This is a genomic window from Acinetobacter sp. ANC5681 (assembly GCF_023488045.1).
Classification (GTDB): domain Bacteria; phylum Pseudomonadota; class Gammaproteobacteria; order Pseudomonadales; family Moraxellaceae; genus Acinetobacter.
Map to the genome: position 1 here is coordinate 103703 of NZ_JAMFKZ010000007.1, position 16191 is coordinate 119893.

A 16191-nucleotide genomic window follows, 5' to 3' on the forward strand; every position below is an offset into this window, starting at 1 on the left:
TTAAGCGTATAACTGTTCTAGGCGAGTGTGTGCACGAGTAATGGCTGCTTCAACTTGTTTTGGCGATGTCCCGCCGATATGATCACGCGCATTTACAGAAGCTTCTAAAGTCAAAGCTTTGTCAAATACATCTGCTTCAATCAGATCAGAGAATTGTTGAAGCTGTTCTAATGTCAATTCAGATAAATCTTTTTCTTCAGCCACACCAAGCGCAACTGCTTTACCTACAATTTCGTGTGCATCACGGAAAGCAACACCTTTCTTCACAAGATAATCAGCAAGGTCAGTTGCTGTAGAGAAACCACGAAGCGCTGCTTCACGCATAATTTCAATGTTTGGAACGAGTGCAGGCACCATATCTGCAAAGGCCATTAAGCAACCACGAACGGTATCAATTGCATCAAACAAAGGCTCTTTATCTTCTTGGTTGTCTTTGTTATATGCCAATGGTTGACCTTTCATTAGTGTTAATAAACTAATCAAATCACCAAACACGCGACCTGATTTACCACGTACTAACTCAGGAACATCTGGGTTTTTCTTCTGCGGCATAATTGAAGAGCCTGTGCAGAAACGATCTGGAATGTTGACGAACTTGAATTGAGCCGAAGTCCATAAAATCAGTTCTTCAGACATACGTGATAAATGCATCATGATCAATGATGCAGCAGCGTTAAATTCAATGGCAAAGTCACGATCAGAAACAGCATCAAGCGAATTTTCAGAAACAGCTTCGAAACCCAATAATTCGGCTGTATATGCGCGATCAATCGGGTAGGTTGTTCCGGCTAAGGCTGCTGAACCGAGTGGCATGCGATTAACTCGCTTGCGACAATCTTGAAGGCGTTCAGTATCGCGAACCAACATCTCAAACCAAGCCAATAGGTGATGACCAAATGTTACTGGCTGAGCTGTTTGTAAATGAGTAAAACCAGGCATAATCGTATTGGTATTTTTGCTTGCCAGACTGAGTAGGCCTTTTTGTAAGCGTAGTAATAGACCTAAAATGTCATCAATTTCATCGCGTAAATATAAACGGATGTCAGTTGCAACTTGGTCATTACGGCTACGACCTGTATGCAATTTTTTACCTGTGATGCCGATACGTTGAGTCAAGCGAGACTCAATGTTCATGTGTACGTCTTCTAAATCAATACGCCATTCGAAATTACCTGCTTCGATTTCAGCTTTGATTGTATTTAAACCTTGGATAATATCATCACGCTCAGCCTCGGTCAGTACACCAACTTTAGCAAGCATGGTTGCATGTGCAATCGAACCTGCAATATCTTGTTTATAAAAACGTTGGTCAAATTGAACAGATGCGGTAAATTCTGCAACAAATGCATCTGTTGCTTCAGAGAAGCGACCGCCCCACATTCCAGAGGTTTGATTAGGGCTTGCTGAAGAAGAGGATTGAGAAGATGTGGTCATGGCGGCTCAGTAAAATAAAAAAGAGTATAGCAAATCCAAACGTAGTTGCTGAAATTCGACGCAAGAAGTTATCGAAAACACGTCAAATGAGTCCAGCAGGGTCCTATTTTTTTACGAAAATTGGGCAATGGCAACACTTATTGGAATTAATTGTAGCAAGTAATGTTTTGGCAATGGTGCTTGCACTTGCAGAAGCTCGTTCTTGGCAAGCAGTGGAAAGTATCCGAGTTTTTCAATACATGCTGTTTATTAACTGGATAATTTTATCGTTTTCTGCTTTTGTTGACTATTTTCAAGAGTTTTTTGCTAAATTTAGTCAGAAAATGGCGTTAATTTTAGGTTTTATTTTTCTTCAACTTATTGTTTTACTTACCACGTGTGTCATTAATATAATTCAATATTGGGGTTCATCAACAAATAATTTTTCTGAAGATATCTTATTTCAAGGTGTAAGTCTGCATTTGGGGTATGGCATCTTGCTTGGTGCTTTCTGTTTGCGTTATCTCTATATGCGAGAGCAATGGATGAATCAGCAATATAGTGAGCTGAATGCGCGGATTCAAGCCATGCAAGCACGTATTCATCCTCACTTCTTATTTAATAGTTTAAATAGCGTCGTGAGTTTGATTTCAATTGATCCTGACAAAGCAGAAAACATGTTGATTAACTTGTCACGATTATTCCGCGCCAGTTTTCAAGAATTGAAATTGGTGAGTTTGGCTGAAGAAATTGACTTGTGTCAGCAATACTTAAGTATTGAAAAATTACGTTTAGGAGAGCGTTTAAAGGTAGAATGGAATATACAGGCGACGTCTTTAGAATTAAAACGAGTCACGATTCCATTATTAACATTGCAACCTTTGCTAGAGAATAGTATTTTTCATGGGGTAGAAAAAGTTTTACAGCCCTCAACCATTAGCGTATTGGTTGAAATATTGCAAAATCAAGTCAGTATAGTCATTACTAACCCTTATTCTCACGATACAATAAAATCGAGACAAGGGAATGGTATTGCAATAGACAATGTGAAGCAACGTCTAAAAGCCTACTACGGACAGACAGTGAAGTTTCAGGTTTATGGGGGAGTATCGTTATATACCACGGTGGTAAGTTATCACTATCGAGTAAAATAATAAGTTAAGTTAACCATAAAAAATGACGGATGAAGTTAACGGTGACAAGGAGGAGAGGATGAAAGTTCTGATTGCTGATGATGAACCTCTCGCAGTAGAGCGTTTGTCACGTTTAGTGACCCAAATGGGTCATGAGGTGATTGCGACGGCGCATCATGGGCAGGATGTGTTAAACCATATTGAAAATGATTCGCCCGATGTTGTTCTATTAGATATTCAAATGCCTGGAATGAACGGATTGGAGTGCGCTGAGCAGATCAGTCATCTTAGCCCTCGTCCAGCTATTATTTTTTGTACGGCATATGATCAACACGCATTGGAAGCGTTTAAGTTTCAAGCACAAGGATATTTGCTCAAGCCTATTGCACAACAAGATTTACAACAGGTGTTCAATAGTCTGACGCAACTTACACAAGCACAAATGACTGGTTTACAACAACAAGACGATATGTACGATACTAAAACTCAACGCCATCAAATTGCTGCGAAAACTTATCGCGGGGTCGAACTAATTCCAATAGAGAATATTTACTATTTTCTAGCAGATCAGAAATATGTCACTGTGCGTCATCGGAATGGCAGTGTATTAATTGATGAAACTTTAAAAGATCTAGAATCTGAGTTTTCAGATCGTTTTATTCGAATTCATCGTAATGCTTTAGTTTCTCTTGATTATTTAGAACGGTTGGAACTGATTGCGGCGGGTCAGTATCAGGTTAGATTACGTGAGCTGGATGAACGCTTATCTGTAAGTCGCCGTCATTTACCAAGCTTAAGAGAATGTATGCATCAATTATAAAATATTGAGCTTAAGTCAGATGAAAAATCAGTTTTTGCTTGCAATTTTAGGTGAGCAAGTTAAGTTTGAAACAATTGTTTTGATCCATGCTTAACTTGAATTTATGAAGACCTTAAAAATTGCGACTCGACAAAGCCCTCTAGCACTTTGGCAGGCGGAGCATATTCGCTCCCGTTTAAATGCGCTTTATCCAGATTTAACGGTTGAGTTGCTTAAGTTTGTGACGCAGGGTGATAAAATTCTAGATACACCTTTGGCAAAAATTGGTGGTAAAGGATTATTCGTTAAAGAACTGGAAGCTGCTTTGTTAGAGGGTCGCGCTGATTTGGCGGTCCATTCAATGAAAGACGTGCCAATGCACTTACCCGAAGGTTTAACGCTCGCTGTGACTTGTGAGCGAGAAGACCCACTTGATGCCTTTGTTTCGAATCATTACCAAAGTTTTGATGAGTTACCTCAAGGTGCCAAAGTAGGTACATCTAGTTTGCGTCGCAAATGCCAGATTTTACAAATACGTCCTGATTTAGAGATTATTGACTTACGTGGCAATGTGGGGACGCGTTTATCAAAACTTGATGATGGTTTATATGATGCGATCATTTTAGCCAGTGCAGGATTAAAGCGTTTAGGTTTGGCAGATCGAATTCGTCATTGTTTAGCGCCTGTTTTAAGTTTACCTGCTGTTGGTCAGGGTGCATTGGGCTTAGAGTGTCGTGCAGATGATGTAGAATTATTAAAAATCATTCAACCATTACAGCATGAAGAAACCTCAATTTGTGTGCGTGCAGAACGTGCGTTTAATGCCTATCTAGAAGGTGGTTGTCAAGTTCCAATCGCAGGATATGCAACTTTAGCCAATGATCAGCTCAGCATAGAAGGTCGTGTGGGAAGTGTTGATGGAAAAATCTTACTAAAACAACAATTGGTTGGAACTTTAGAAGATGCTGAACAATTAGGTGAACAACTTGCACAATGCTTATTGGAGCAAGGTGCGGGTGAATTGTTAAAAGCGCTTTATTAATGCTTTTTATTAATACGCGCCCTGAAGATCGTGCTGTGAACTTAACGCAAGCATTGTTGGAAGTGGGTCATCAGGTTCTCAATCTGCCATTGTTGGAACTTGTAGCTGAACCTTTTTCGGGGCATTTACGTGAACTGTATCAGCAACTTGAGCAGGTGCAAGTTATTGTTGTTGTCAGCCCGACCGCTGTTGATGTTGGTATGCAATATTTACAACAACAAAAGATATCCTTAGATCAAATTAAGCATGTGCAATGGATCGCAGTGGGTCAAGCAACTGCCCAAGCACTCGCAAAATTTGATATAGACAGTCACATCCCTGAGGTTGAAAATTCGGAAGGTATGCTAGAGCTTCCAATATTAAATCAACAAGTACATTTGGATAAAGTTGCTTTTTGGCGTGGTCTTGGGGGACGGCAGTTTATGATGCAGCAGTTGCAACAGCAAGGTGTCGAGATTCTTAATTTTGTTCTTTATCGTCGCCAATGCCCAATTCAAAGTGTTACGCTTTTTCCAAAAATTTTAAAAAAAATAATGCCAAGTCAACCTGTTATGGTGTTGATTAGTAGTGAAGCGAGTTGGAATAATTGGCAGCAGCTTTGTGGTCAAAATAATATAGATGCGAAATGGATATATTTGGCGCTAGGTGAGCGTTTAGCACAGCTACTCAAAAATGCACGGTTGCAAACACATCAAGAGATTAACATTATTCAGCTTGATAATTTATCTATATCAGAGATTATTCAACGTATCGGTGCTTGGCAAGGACGTATATGAGAAAGATTGTTTACCTGATTTTATTACTAAGTTTATTGTGGTTAGCCAAACTTAGTTATGACGTAGCACAATATTCTCAGATCGTTCCTCAACTCCAGCAACAGCTTACACAGCAGCAGCAACGTTATTCTTTGCTGAATGATCAATTTGTCGCTGTGCAGCGACAATTACAAGATGCTCATTTATCTGACCCTTCAGAAGCTTCGAGCTTACCCAGTATGGTCACGGGTGTAGCTCCTGTTATATTAATCAAACAGCAATTACAGTTAGTTCAATTCGCAATAGATCAACAACAGTTCATTTATGCGATTGATCAATTAAATCAAGTACAGCAGCATATTGTCCAATATACGGTTTCTCCTGCTTTACAGCATAGTTTGATGAAAGCGATCGAACAGGATAAACAAGCTATTCAACATTATGTGCTTATGCAAACCCAACAGCAGCAACAGATTGATACTTTATTGCAGCAATTGGATCAAAAGCTTTTACAAGAAGTGCATAACCCAACTATTAAAATGCAAAAAGCTGAAGCCTCTTCATGGTGGTCTTGGTTCAAATTTGAAAAGGTGCAGCGTACACAGCCTGATTTAATCAATCGCCATCTCATTTTAAAAGAAGCTCAGTTACGTTTACTTCTTGCTTCACAAGCCTTACATCAAGGACAAGCATCTGAGTATCGCAAATCCGTTCAAGAGGTAATTCGATTATTCTTAATTTTACCTGATCAAAACAGTCAAATGATCAAGCAAAAATTAGAAAAGCTGTTAAATCTTTCAGTTATTCCGACACCTAAATTAACGACCCTTGGTTTACTGGGGTAATGTAATTATGAAACAACTGGTGTTCATTTATTTACTTGTAAGCCTATTATTTTTTGCTATGTTTGCCATGCTGAGCTATGGCTACGGTAATGGCTATGTTTATATTTACTGGCGCGATTGGCAGTTCCAAAGCAGTTTATGGGGCTTAATCGCACTTTTTATTGTGATTAGTTTATTCGCACAGTTGTTATGGTTTGTGAGTCGCAGATATTTTGCGCGAGAACAGCGTAAGAAAGAAAATATTTTACAATTTAAAGATCTACATCCATATGAGCAGCTCGGTATAGTCTGGCTGCTTGATGCGGCAAAAGAACAGCAGGGATTTATTGAGCGTGTTTTTGCTCAATCAGGATTGCTGAGTAATATTGTTGATGCACAATTTGATTATAAAAATGGTGACTATCAACTCGCTTTGCAGAAACTAGAGAAATCAGCACCGATGGCCTTTGAGCTGGCAGAACTACAGCGGATAGATATTTTCTTAGAACAACATGAAACAGAAAAAGCATTAACCCATCTAGAATTCCTTGCACAGCATCAACTTTCACCTTGGTTGGCTGAGATTGAAACTGCTTATCAACAACGCATTACTGTTTTGTGGGGCAAACTTGCCTTACAACAGCCTTGGTTGTTTTTACAATCAATTCAGCATGGTTTATTAAGTGCAGAACATCGAGATCTCTGGTTGCAACAATTACTCATACAGTTTGATCAAGCATCTGTGGATGACTTAGCTGCACTGCAACAGCGGTATATTGCTCTAGAGAATGAAATTCAAGCACGACCATATAGTAGTAAGGTTTTGTGGTTAAAATTATTGGCACGTATGCCAGAAATGGGATTGCAGCATGAGGATCTTGCATTGCATTTATTGCAGGAAAATTTCGATCCAGAGGTTTTTTATCTTTGGTTCCAACAGCAACTACTGAAGCAAATTCCCGATTATAGCTATGTTGAGCAACGTATTATTCAGCTAGAACAGCGTTACACGAGTGTTCCAATGTTGACCTTTGCAAAATGGCATATTTATGTTGCAACTCAACGTTTAGAAGAAGCTGAGCAGTTATTAACTTTATATCCTGATAATATATTAATGAGCTATTTGCGGATTAAATCAACGCTTGGAGATAATCTGGATTTGATCAGGCAGTTGAATTTAATCTTTGAAAATGATGTTAATTTTTTAAACTTTAAGATATGAGTGAGATATGAAAGACCTGTCTGTCTATCCTGTTGTACATCGACAAACAATTGCTTGGGGTGATATGGATGCTTTTGGGCATGTAAATAATGTGCAGTATTATCGCTATATTGAGAGTGCACGAATTGCTTATTTAATGGCATTAAATATATTTGATCAAGATATAGTGACGGTGGTAGCCTCTAGTCAATGTAAATATTTAAAGCCAGTATTTTATCCTGATGTGCTGCATATTGGTGCACGTATTGAGGAGCTCAGAAATAGTGCTTTTCGAATGCATTATAGTTTATGGAGTGAAACACAAAACCAAATCGTTGCAACAGGAGAGGCAGTGATGGTTTGTGTTGATAAAGTAACCTCCAATAAACTAGCTATTCCTGAATTGATTAAACAAAATATTATTGCTATTGAACAAAGTGTTGGAAATAATCTTGCATTAAAATAATTTTATAAAGACTATTATGTCTATATTTATTTTGAGTGCGTTAATCTCATATAACTTATCTTTTTATTTTGTGAATTAATTCATAGATAGTCTAGATTTGTTATATGAAATTCAACCTATAGAAAGCATCAAAAATTAAGGTAAAATTAATATTCATCAGGTTCTAAAAATTATTTCATCATTTTAAAAAAATTTAATACAATTGATTTAATCAAATGCACTTAAGTTTTTTTGTTTTATTGTAAATATAAGATGATTTATGGTTATATTGTGATTAAGTTGACTAATTTAATATTGATTATTTAATTGTATATAAATTACTATGGAAATAGAATTTTTGAATTCTTTTTTATTTTGAGTGATATATTTCTTTTGAGTTGGAGTGGTTCTAATGAAACCAGATATTAGTGATTTATCTGTAGAAGACTTAAAACGGTTACAGGTAGAAGCGGAAGCTTTAATCGCAAGCAAAAAAGATCAAGCAATTGAAGATGCTTATAATGAAATTATTGCAATAGCTGAAGCAGTTGGTTTTAGTGTTGAAGAGTTATTAGAGTTAGGTGAGCAAAAGCGTAAGAAGACAACGCGCAAAGCAGTAGAACCACGCTACCGTAATAAAAATAATACAGAAGAAACTTGGACTGGTCGTGGTAAACAGCCACGTTGGTTAGTTGCTGAATTAGAGAAAGGCGCAAAACTTGAAGATTTTCTAATCTAAGCAAGTTTTACTCGTCATCGTTCTGTCATACGATGATTCTATGCTTCATTAAAGCCAAGCTTAAAAAGCTTGGTTTTTTTATATGAGAGAATTGGCGATGTTGAAAAAGTATGCATAATGTCATTCAGGGGCGAGTGTCTCTAAAAGGATGATAATTTGTGCATTTGGTAAGGGTGGAATGAAGAAAAATACCAAACAATGGAAGTGGTGGGTTTTCGCCATTTTTGCATTTTTAATTTTTATTATTTTACAAATTCCAGCAACATGGTTAATTGCGAAATTTTCTAAAGATAATCAAATCTTACATAATGTTAGCGGCAATATTTGGCAGGGACAAGCGGATTGGCAAAAAGGTCAGTTACGTGGTTCTGTACATTGGAAAACACGTCCTTTAGATTTATTAATGTTGCGTCTTGGCGCAAATCTCGATATTCACAGCGGGAATACCCAATTTAATGGTATTTTTGGTTACGGTTTAGGTCAAAAGATTTTGATCAAAGATTTGCAAGGTGAAATTGCACCTGAGACTTTAAAGTATTTTGCCAATTGGCAGTGGCCTGAGAATTCAATTCAACTTAAAGATGTACAGTTTAATTATCAAAAAGAAAAAGGTTTTACTGCAACTGAAGGTAAATTGCACTGGGGTGGTGGTGAATTGAATTATACCTTTGGTCAACGCCAAGATCGTATGAATATGCCTTCATTGACTGCGGAAATGAAAGATGAAAATGGGCAATTGCAAATAGATGTTCGGGATCAGCAAAGTCAGAAAATGGCGAATCTAAGTTTAGACCCGAATCTTATGCTCGATGTTCAATTAACACAGCGGATGTTATTAAATGTACCATCTTATCAAGGTAAGGCGGGACTCGACACTTACGTCATTAGTTCTCGCCAACCATTGTTGCAAGGTGGTTTTTAATGAAAACAATAGCACAAAAACTACAGCAGTTTCGTTGGCAGCAATTCGATAAAACAAGTGCTTTTATTCTGGCTTTACTCATTTTATGGTTGTGTTGGAAGTTAGCTTCTTTATTCTGGTTGGTTGTGGCTCCACCTCAGCCGATGCAGTTTGATCGTGTTGCATTGGGTTCACAACAGGCGCAAGTTCCTAATATTAGTTCTTTTGCACTATTTAATGAACCTGCTACCACGACAGCACAAGATAATGTCAATGTGGAGTTGCAGGGCGTATTGTTGGGTTATCCAAGCTATTTGTCATCGGCGGTTATTAAGTTAAACGATACTGCTGAACGTTATCGTGTTGGTGAAACCATCGGTTCAACTTCCTATCAACTAGCGGAAGTGTATTGGGACCATGTCATTCTAAAGCAGGATAATGGTGCAACACGAGAAGTTAAATTTAAGGGTTTAGATAATGGTTTATACCAGCCAATTGCCCCTGTATTAAACCCTCAAGCTGCAACACCTCAAACATCTGCGCCTGCTCAAAACTCATCACAATCTGCGCTGGGACAAGCGATCCAACAAATGCAGGAAAATCGTGAGCAGTATTTAAAAAATATGGGAGTGAGTGGTGGTTCAGACGGTTACGAAATCTCAGATCGAACACCAACGAATTTAAAAAATACCTTGGGTTTGCGGTCTGGTGATCGTATTCTATCGATCAACGGTCAGACAGTCGGGCAGGGTCTTAGCGAAGTGCAATTATTAGAGCAAGTACGTCGTGAAGGACATGCCAAAATAGAAATAAAACGTGGTGATCAAGTGATGACCATACAACAAAGTTTTTAGTGATAACACGTCATCACATTAGTTAGGAATAAGTGCAGGTTATGGCTTTCTTGAATCATCAACGTCCACTTTGGGCACTACTTGCTGCCGCGCCTTTGGTTGCGACCATCAGTACCAATGTGCAAGCACAAACATGGAAGATTAATCTGCGTGATGCGGATTTAACGGCATTTATTAATGAAGTTGCTGATATTACGGGTAAGAACTTTGCTGTTGATCCTCGTGTGCGCGGGAACGTTACAGTTATTTCCAATAAACCTCTCAATAAAGATGAGGTCTATGACCTATTTTTAGGCGTGTTGAATGTTAATGGTGTGGTTGCACTTCCATCAGGTAATACGGTCAAGTTGGTTCCTGATAGCAATGCTAAAAACTCAGGAATTCCTTACGATGCTCGAAGTCGTGCAGGTGGGGATCAAATTGTTACTCGTGTCATTTGGTTGCAAAACACGAACCCAAATGATTTGATTCCTGCGTTACGACCATTGATGCCGCAATTTGCACATTTGGCTGCTGTGGCTGGCACCAATGCTTTAATCGTTTCAGATCGTGCGACGAATATTTATCAACTTGAAAATATTATCCGTAATTTGGATGGTACAGGGCAAAATGATATTGAAGCGATCAGTTTGCAATCAAGTCAGGCTGAAGAAGTTATTGGTTTGCTCGAAACCATGAGTGCAACAGGTGCCTCGAAAGATTTTATTGGTTCGCGTGTGCGAATTATTGCAGATAATCGAACCAATCGTATTTTAGTTAAGGGTGATCCTGATTCACGCAAACGTTTACGCCAGATGATTGAAATGCTCGATGTTCCATCGGCAGATCGCTTGGGTGGTTTGAAAGTATTCCGTTTAAAATATGCGAGTGCCAAGAACTTAGCTGAAATTCTACAAGGTTTAGTCACAGGACAGTCAGTTTCGTCCTCATCAAATTCTAGTGCTAGTAAATCGAACTCAATTAGCAATCTAGTTTCAAATAATCAAAATTCGGGTTCATCGGCGGGAACTTCAACTTCTTCAATTTCCACGCCGTCAATTAATCTTAACAATAGCAGTAATAATAGCCAAAATAGTGGTGTTACAAGCTTTAATAGTGCTGGTGTGAGTATTATTGCAGATAGCACTCAAAATGCTTTGGTTGTTAAAGCTGATCCGCAATTGATGCGTGAAATTGAGGCAGCCATTCAGCAGTTAGATACTCGACGTCAGCAAGTCTTGATTGAGGCTGCCATTATTGAAATTGTAGGTAGTGATGCTGATCAACTTGGTGTGCAATGGGCATTAGGTGATCTCAATAGCGGTGTTGGATTAATTAACTTTTCGAATGTCGGCTCTAGTATTTCTAAGCTCGCAGCAGGCTATCTAACAGGTGGGGCAGCAGGTGCTGGTTCCGCACTCGGTACAGGTTCATCCATTATTTTGGGTGACTACAAAGAAGGTGCGAATGGCTCTCGTAAATTATATGGTGCTCTCATCCAAGCGCTAAAAGAAAATAAAAAATCAAATTTATTGTCTACACCATCCATCGTGACTATGGATAATGAAGAAGCGTATATTGTCGTAGGGCAGAATGTTCCATTTGTAACAGGTTCAGTTGCGACGACTGGAAACAGTACGGTGAATCCTTACACAACTGTTGAGCGTAAAGATGTGGGTGTTACTTTAAAGGTGATCCCTCATATCGGTGAAGGCGGTTCTGTTCGACTTGAAGTGGAGCAAGAAGTTTCAAACGTTGAAAATAGTAAGGGTCAGGCTGCTGACTTGGTGACAAGTAAACGAGCGATTAAAACTTCAGTCCTCGCAGATCATGGACAAACAGTCGTGTTAGGTGGCTTGGTTACCGATCAGACTGATGTTAGTCGTCAAAGTTTGCCTGTTCTTGGGGATATTCCTTATCTTGGTCGTTTGTTCCGTTCAGATAGTCGTGGCAATGAAAAACGTAATTTACTTGTATTTATCCATCCAACCATAGTGGGTGATGCTGAGGATGTGCAACGTATATCTCAACAACGTTATAACCAGCTATACAGTCTCCAATTGTCTATGGATAAAAATGGTAATTTTGCAAAATTACCTGAAAATGTTGCGGATATTTATCGCCCACAACCTGCGGTAAGTAGCTCACCATACCAAAAAGTTCCAACAACAACACAAAAAGAGGCTGTGGTTATCACAAAGCCTGTCGTTGTAGTTGAGCCTCAAATACAACGAAAAACGGTGCAGCTTCCAGCCAAAGCAACTGAACGCAGTAAACATACAGTGACAACCACGACGATTCGTCCTGCGTCTTCACAGTAGATGCACAGAAGCGCTTATGTCACAATGTTATGATTGAAAGAAATTATGATAAGGATAAACATCTATGACTTGGAAATTACAAGCCATTACAGGTGAATTTACAGGGCAAGAGATTAGTATTGAGCGTGATATGTTGGTGGGGCGACATCAGGATGCAGATATTTTATTACAATCTGCGGATATTTCACGCCGTCACGCAGCGCTGCTACTCAAAGGAGAGCAGCTATGGGTGCAAGATTTAAATTCTTCAAATGGTACGTTTATTAATGATACCCGTGTTGAACAAGAAACTGCTTTAAATGATGGCGATATTTTACAATTCGCGAGTTTTGTGTTTTCAGTTTTGGCAATTGTGCCAACACTTACAGAGCTACCAGAAATTGAAGTTGAGCCAGTAACAGCAACGAAGCACGATACGGGCATGCCAACGCTTGCAGAGCGAGCTGCGGAAACTTCGATTAATCGAGATGGTATGCCACAACAAGTGGGAATTCCAAAACCGGCACCAATTCCTGAAGGTATTGATGTTCAGGCTGCTGCTGAGCAGCAGCCGATCCCGATTGAAGAACCTATTTCTCGTGTTCAACAAGAAATTGAACAGCAAAAAAATGCATCGATTGGTTTAATTTCAATTGTTGTACTCATCATTTTAGCTGTGATTGCTTGGTTATTCTTTAAATAATTATATTAAGCTTTTACAATCAAGGCATGCTCATATGGGCGTGCCTTTTTATTTCTTGAGTCGAAATCTATGTCTGTTGCTCAGTTACAACAACGAAGTTTAATTTTATTTGATCTGGATGGGACGCTTGTGGACTCGGCGGCTGATTTATATCGAGCAATGAATCTAAGTTTGGAAAAACTGGCATTACCATTGGTAACAGAGGTGCAGATTCGAGCTTGGGTAGGCAAGGGTGCGGCTAAACTATGTGAGACTGTCTTGGAGCATTTGTTTGGGCAGATTGATGCCCAGCAGCAGAAGCAATTGCTTGATACTTTTGTTGAGGTTTATGAACAAGAATTATGTGTAAACACCAAAGTATATGAAGGTGTTTTACCATTTTTGGATTACTGCCAACAGCATAATATTACGATGGCTTGCGTAACTAACAAACCAGAGCATTTAGCGCAAGGTATCCTCGATATTTTGCAGTTAAGCCCATATTTTAAGATGGTGGTTGGTGGTGATAGTTTAGCTGAACGTAAACCTCACCCTTTGCCTTTACTACACTGTATCCAGCAACAAAATATTACAGCGTCACAAGCTTTGATGATTGGTGATTCGAGTAATGACGTGGAAGCCGCCAGACGTGCAGGTATTGATTGTATTGTGGTCAGCTATGGCTATAATCATGGGGAAAGTATCTATGACTGTCAGCCACAGCAAGTGGTCGATAGTTTGGCAGAATTGATAGAAGATGATTTAGTCAGGAGACAAGCATGAAGTTTGTTATGGTTTTTCGATGGCGGGCTTGAGAAGGCACTACAGAAAAAACGCACAGAAATTAAAACCATAGAGAAGATTCATGACGACCTTAGTACAATTTGAGCAATTAAAATCAGCAGGCTATAACACCATTCCTGTGTATCGCCAACGTTTAGCCGATACAGAAACCCCACTTTCTGTTTTTGCACGTTTTAAAGAACAAAAACAAGCTTATCTCTTTGAGTCTGTTGAAGGGGGTGAGAATTGGGCGCGCTATTCAATGATTGGTTTGGGGGAGTCGATTGTTTTTTCCTGTAATGCAGGTGTATTGACCATTCAGCAAGCTGATGGCTCGCTTCGCCAGCAAGACTGCGCTGATCCATTTCAGTATATCCGTGATTTTCAAAGTCAATTTAAGGTGCCAACCCAAGTTGAATTGCCTGAGTTACCAAGTTTTACTGGTGGCTTGGTTGGGTATTTGGGGTACGACGCGGTACGTTATATCGAACCAAAACTTAAAAACGTTCCCACGGCTGATCCTGTGACGTTGCCAGATCTTTGGTTAATGTTGTCTCAAACCGTGATTGTGTTTGATAATTTAAAGGACACTTTGTTTTTAATTCATCACGCAGATTCGAGTCAGCCTGATGCCTATAAGAAGGCTCAGCAGAAGCTGGATCAACTTGAGCAGTTGCTCGCTACGCCTGTCAGCTTACAAGCGAAACCTCATACTGCGCCACATTTCGAATCCATTACAGGTAAAGAAAAGTTTTTAGAAACCGTTGAGAAAGTAAAAGAGTATATCCGTGCAGGCGATGTGATGCAGGTCGTGCCTGGTCAACGTATGGTGTCTGACTTTGATGGTGAGGCTATACAAGTTTATCGTGCATTGCGCCATCTCAATCCATCGCCGTATTTATTTCTAGTGCAAGGACAAACGCTCACAGATCAAAAGCCATTTCATATCGTGGGTTCTTCGCCAGAAATTCTTTCACGCTTAGAAAATGGTATTGCAACAGTACGTCCTTTGGCTGGAACACGACCACGTGGTAAAACTAAGGAAGAAGATCTTGCCTTGGAACAAGATTTACTTGCAGATGAAAAAGAGATTGCAGAACATCTCATGCTAATCGATTTGGGTCGCAATGATGTTGGTCGCGTTTCTAAAATTGGTAAAGTGCAAGTGACTGATCGTATGGTGATTGAGCGTTATTCTCACGTCATGCATATCGTGTCTAATGTGCAGGGTGAAGTACGTGATGACGTGGATGCTTTAGATGTGTTTAAAGCAACCTTTCCTGCTGGAACCCTTTCAGGCGCACCAAAAATCCGCGCTATGGAAATTATTGATGAAGTAGAGCCAGTTAAACGTGGTGTATTTGGTGGTGCTGTAGGTTATTTAGGCTGGCATGGTGAAATGGACATGTCGATTGCGATTCGTACCTGTGTGATTCGTGATAAAAAGGTCTATGTACAGGCAGGGGCAGGCTTAGTTGCAGACTCAAATCCTGAATCAGAGTGGAATGAAACCCAAATAAAAGCTCGCGCAGTGATCAAAGCGGTTGAATTATCGTCAAACGGATTGATTTTATGAGTTTTTAACGGTTTTTTTGAAAAAACCACTTGCATCGATTCAGAGTTTTGCTAAACTGCACACCGTTCCGATACGAAACGTACGAAACGCTAAGAAAGAGCCGGCATAGCTCAGTTGGTAGAGCAACTGACTTGTAATCAGTAGGTCCACAGTTCGAATCCGTGTGCCGGCACCATCTTAAAGTGTGGTAGTATAGCGTAAAGAACAGCACTGTGTAAGTGTGATATGGTGAGATTCCCGAGCGGCCAAAGGGGGCAGACTGTAACTCTGCTACGAAAGTTTCGAAGGTTCGAATCCTTCTCTCACCACCATCTAACTTCGATTGAAGTGGTAAGTACCAACATGCGGGAGTAACTCAGTTGGTAGAGTGGCAGCCTTCCAAGCTGCATGTCGCGAGTTCGATCCTCGTCTCCCGCTCCATCGAAGATGTCGCTCTTATAGCTCAGTGGTAGAGCACTCCCTTGGTAAGGGAGAGGTCTCGAGTTCAAATCTCGATAAGAGCTCCAGATATACAGCTTAGTAGGATTTCTACAAAATTTTTAAAGAAGCAGGCTATTATAGTCTGCTTTTCAAGTATTGGGTGTCTAGTTTTTTAGGCGAATGTCGATAAAGAAAGTTTTTCAGGGTTGTTTTTCTCTAAACTGGTGTCGACGTAAACGAGGAAAATCAAATGGCTAAGGCTAAGTTTGAACGTAATAAACCACACGTAAACGTGGGTACAATTGGTCACGTTGACCATGGTAAAACAACTTTAACTGCTGCGAT

16 protein-coding genes and 4 tRNA genes are annotated in these 16191 nt (G+C 39.6%); 19 read left to right on the top strand and 1 reads right to left on the bottom strand.

Going from position 1 to position 16191, the window contains the following annotated elements; all coding sequences use genetic code 11:
• Positions 1 to 1434, bottom strand: a complete 1434-nt coding sequence (gene argH, locus M5121_RS06535) for an argininosuccinate lyase (protein ID WP_034602814.1) — start codon at positions 1432 to 1434, stop codon at positions 1 to 3.
• Between argH and M5121_RS06540 the strand changes: the two genes are divergently transcribed.
• The 19 genes from M5121_RS06540 to M5121_RS06630 form a co-directional block, all read left to right on the top strand.
• Positions 1425 to 2567, top strand: a complete 1143-nt coding sequence (locus M5121_RS06540; RefSeq protein ID WP_249570681.1) for a sensor histidine kinase — start codon at positions 1425 to 1427, stop codon at positions 2565 to 2567. The two genes, argH and M5121_RS06540, sit on opposite strands and share 10 nt — an antisense overlap.
• Before the next feature lie 58 nt (positions 2568 to 2625).
• A complete protein-coding gene (locus tag M5121_RS06545; protein WP_087545162.1) occupies positions 2626 to 3366 on the top strand; it encodes a LytR/AlgR family response regulator transcription factor in 741 nt (246 codons plus the stop codon).
• Between the two features lie 103 nt (positions 3367 to 3469).
• On the top strand, positions 3470 to 4387 hold the full coding sequence (hemC, locus tag M5121_RS06550; protein WP_249570682.1) for a hydroxymethylbilane synthase: 918 nt from the start codon (positions 3470 to 3472) through the stop codon (positions 4385 to 4387).
• Positions 4387 to 5163 (top strand): uroporphyrinogen-III synthase, encoded by a 777-nt coding sequence (locus M5121_RS06555; RefSeq protein WP_249570683.1) that lies wholly within the window; start codon positions 4387 to 4389, stop codon positions 5161 to 5163. Before hemC ends, M5121_RS06555 begins: the two co-directional genes overlap by 1 nt.
• Entirely contained in the window at positions 5160 to 5987 is an 828-nt protein-coding gene (locus M5121_RS06560) for a hypothetical protein (protein ID WP_249570684.1), read from the top strand. The genes M5121_RS06555 and M5121_RS06560 overlap by 4 nt, the downstream gene beginning before the upstream one ends.
• Before the next feature lie 7 nt (positions 5988 to 5994).
• Entirely contained in the window at positions 5995 to 7188 is a 1194-nt protein-coding gene (locus M5121_RS06565) for a heme biosynthesis protein HemY (protein ID WP_249570685.1), read from the top strand.
• Between the two features lie 7 nt (positions 7189 to 7195).
• Positions 7196 to 7633 carry an acyl-CoA thioesterase gene (locus M5121_RS06570; protein ID WP_249570686.1) on the top strand — a complete coding sequence of 146 codons (438 nt, stop codon included), beginning with the start codon at positions 7196 to 7198 and terminating at the stop codon, positions 7631 to 7633.
• Between the two features lie 391 nt (positions 7634 to 8024).
• Entirely contained in the window at positions 8025 to 8351 is a 327-nt protein-coding gene (locus tag M5121_RS06575; RefSeq protein ID WP_005163077.1) for an H-NS histone family protein, read from the top strand.
• A gap of 178 nt (positions 8352 to 8529) precedes the next feature.
• A complete protein-coding gene (gene gspN, locus M5121_RS06580; protein WP_005218647.1) occupies positions 8530 to 9273 on the top strand; it encodes a type II secretion system protein N in 744 nt (247 codons plus the stop codon).
• Positions 9273 to 10106, top strand: a complete 834-nt coding sequence (locus M5121_RS06585) for a type II secretion system protein N (protein WP_005163074.1) — start codon at positions 9273 to 9275, stop codon at positions 10104 to 10106. Before gspN ends, M5121_RS06585 begins: the two co-directional genes overlap by 1 nt.
• A 41-nt stretch (positions 10107 to 10147) precedes the next feature.
• Positions 10148 to 12406 (top strand): type II secretion system secretin GspD, encoded by a 2259-nt coding sequence (gene gspD, locus M5121_RS06590; protein ID WP_249570687.1) that lies wholly within the window; start codon positions 10148 to 10150, stop codon positions 12404 to 12406.
• Between the two features lie 64 nt (positions 12407 to 12470).
• Positions 12471 to 13088 carry an FHA domain-containing protein gene (locus tag M5121_RS06595; protein WP_249570688.1) on the top strand — a complete coding sequence of 206 codons (618 nt, stop codon included), beginning with the start codon at positions 12471 to 12473 and terminating at the stop codon, positions 13086 to 13088.
• A 69-nt stretch (positions 13089 to 13157) separates the two neighbouring features.
• The gene (locus tag M5121_RS06600) at positions 13158 to 13850 is read left to right on the top strand and encodes a phosphoglycolate phosphatase (protein WP_249570689.1); all 693 of its coding nucleotides are present in this window, start codon (positions 13158 to 13160) and stop codon (positions 13848 to 13850) included.
• Between the two features lie 82 nt (positions 13851 to 13932).
• Positions 13933 to 15426: an anthranilate synthase component I gene (gene trpE / locus M5121_RS06605; RefSeq protein WP_249570690.1), complete on the top strand. Its 1494-nt coding sequence runs from the start codon at positions 13933 to 13935 to the stop codon at positions 15424 to 15426.
• A 99-nt stretch (positions 15427 to 15525) separates the two neighbouring features.
• Positions 15526 to 15601, top strand: a tRNA-Thr gene (locus tag M5121_RS06610).
• A 52-nt stretch (positions 15602 to 15653) separates the two neighbouring features.
• Positions 15654 to 15737, top strand: a tRNA-Tyr gene (locus tag M5121_RS06615).
• Positions 15738 to 15770: 33 nt separating this feature from the next.
• Positions 15771 to 15846 (top strand) — tRNA-Gly (locus M5121_RS06620).
• An 11-nt stretch (positions 15847 to 15857) separates the two neighbouring features.
• Positions 15858 to 15932: transfer RNA gene (locus M5121_RS06625), tRNA-Thr, on the top strand.
• 164 nt (positions 15933 to 16096) lie between these two features.
• On the top strand, positions 16097 to 16191 hold a 95-nt coding region (locus M5121_RS06630), incomplete at its 3' end, for a GTP-binding protein (protein ID WP_017397055.1).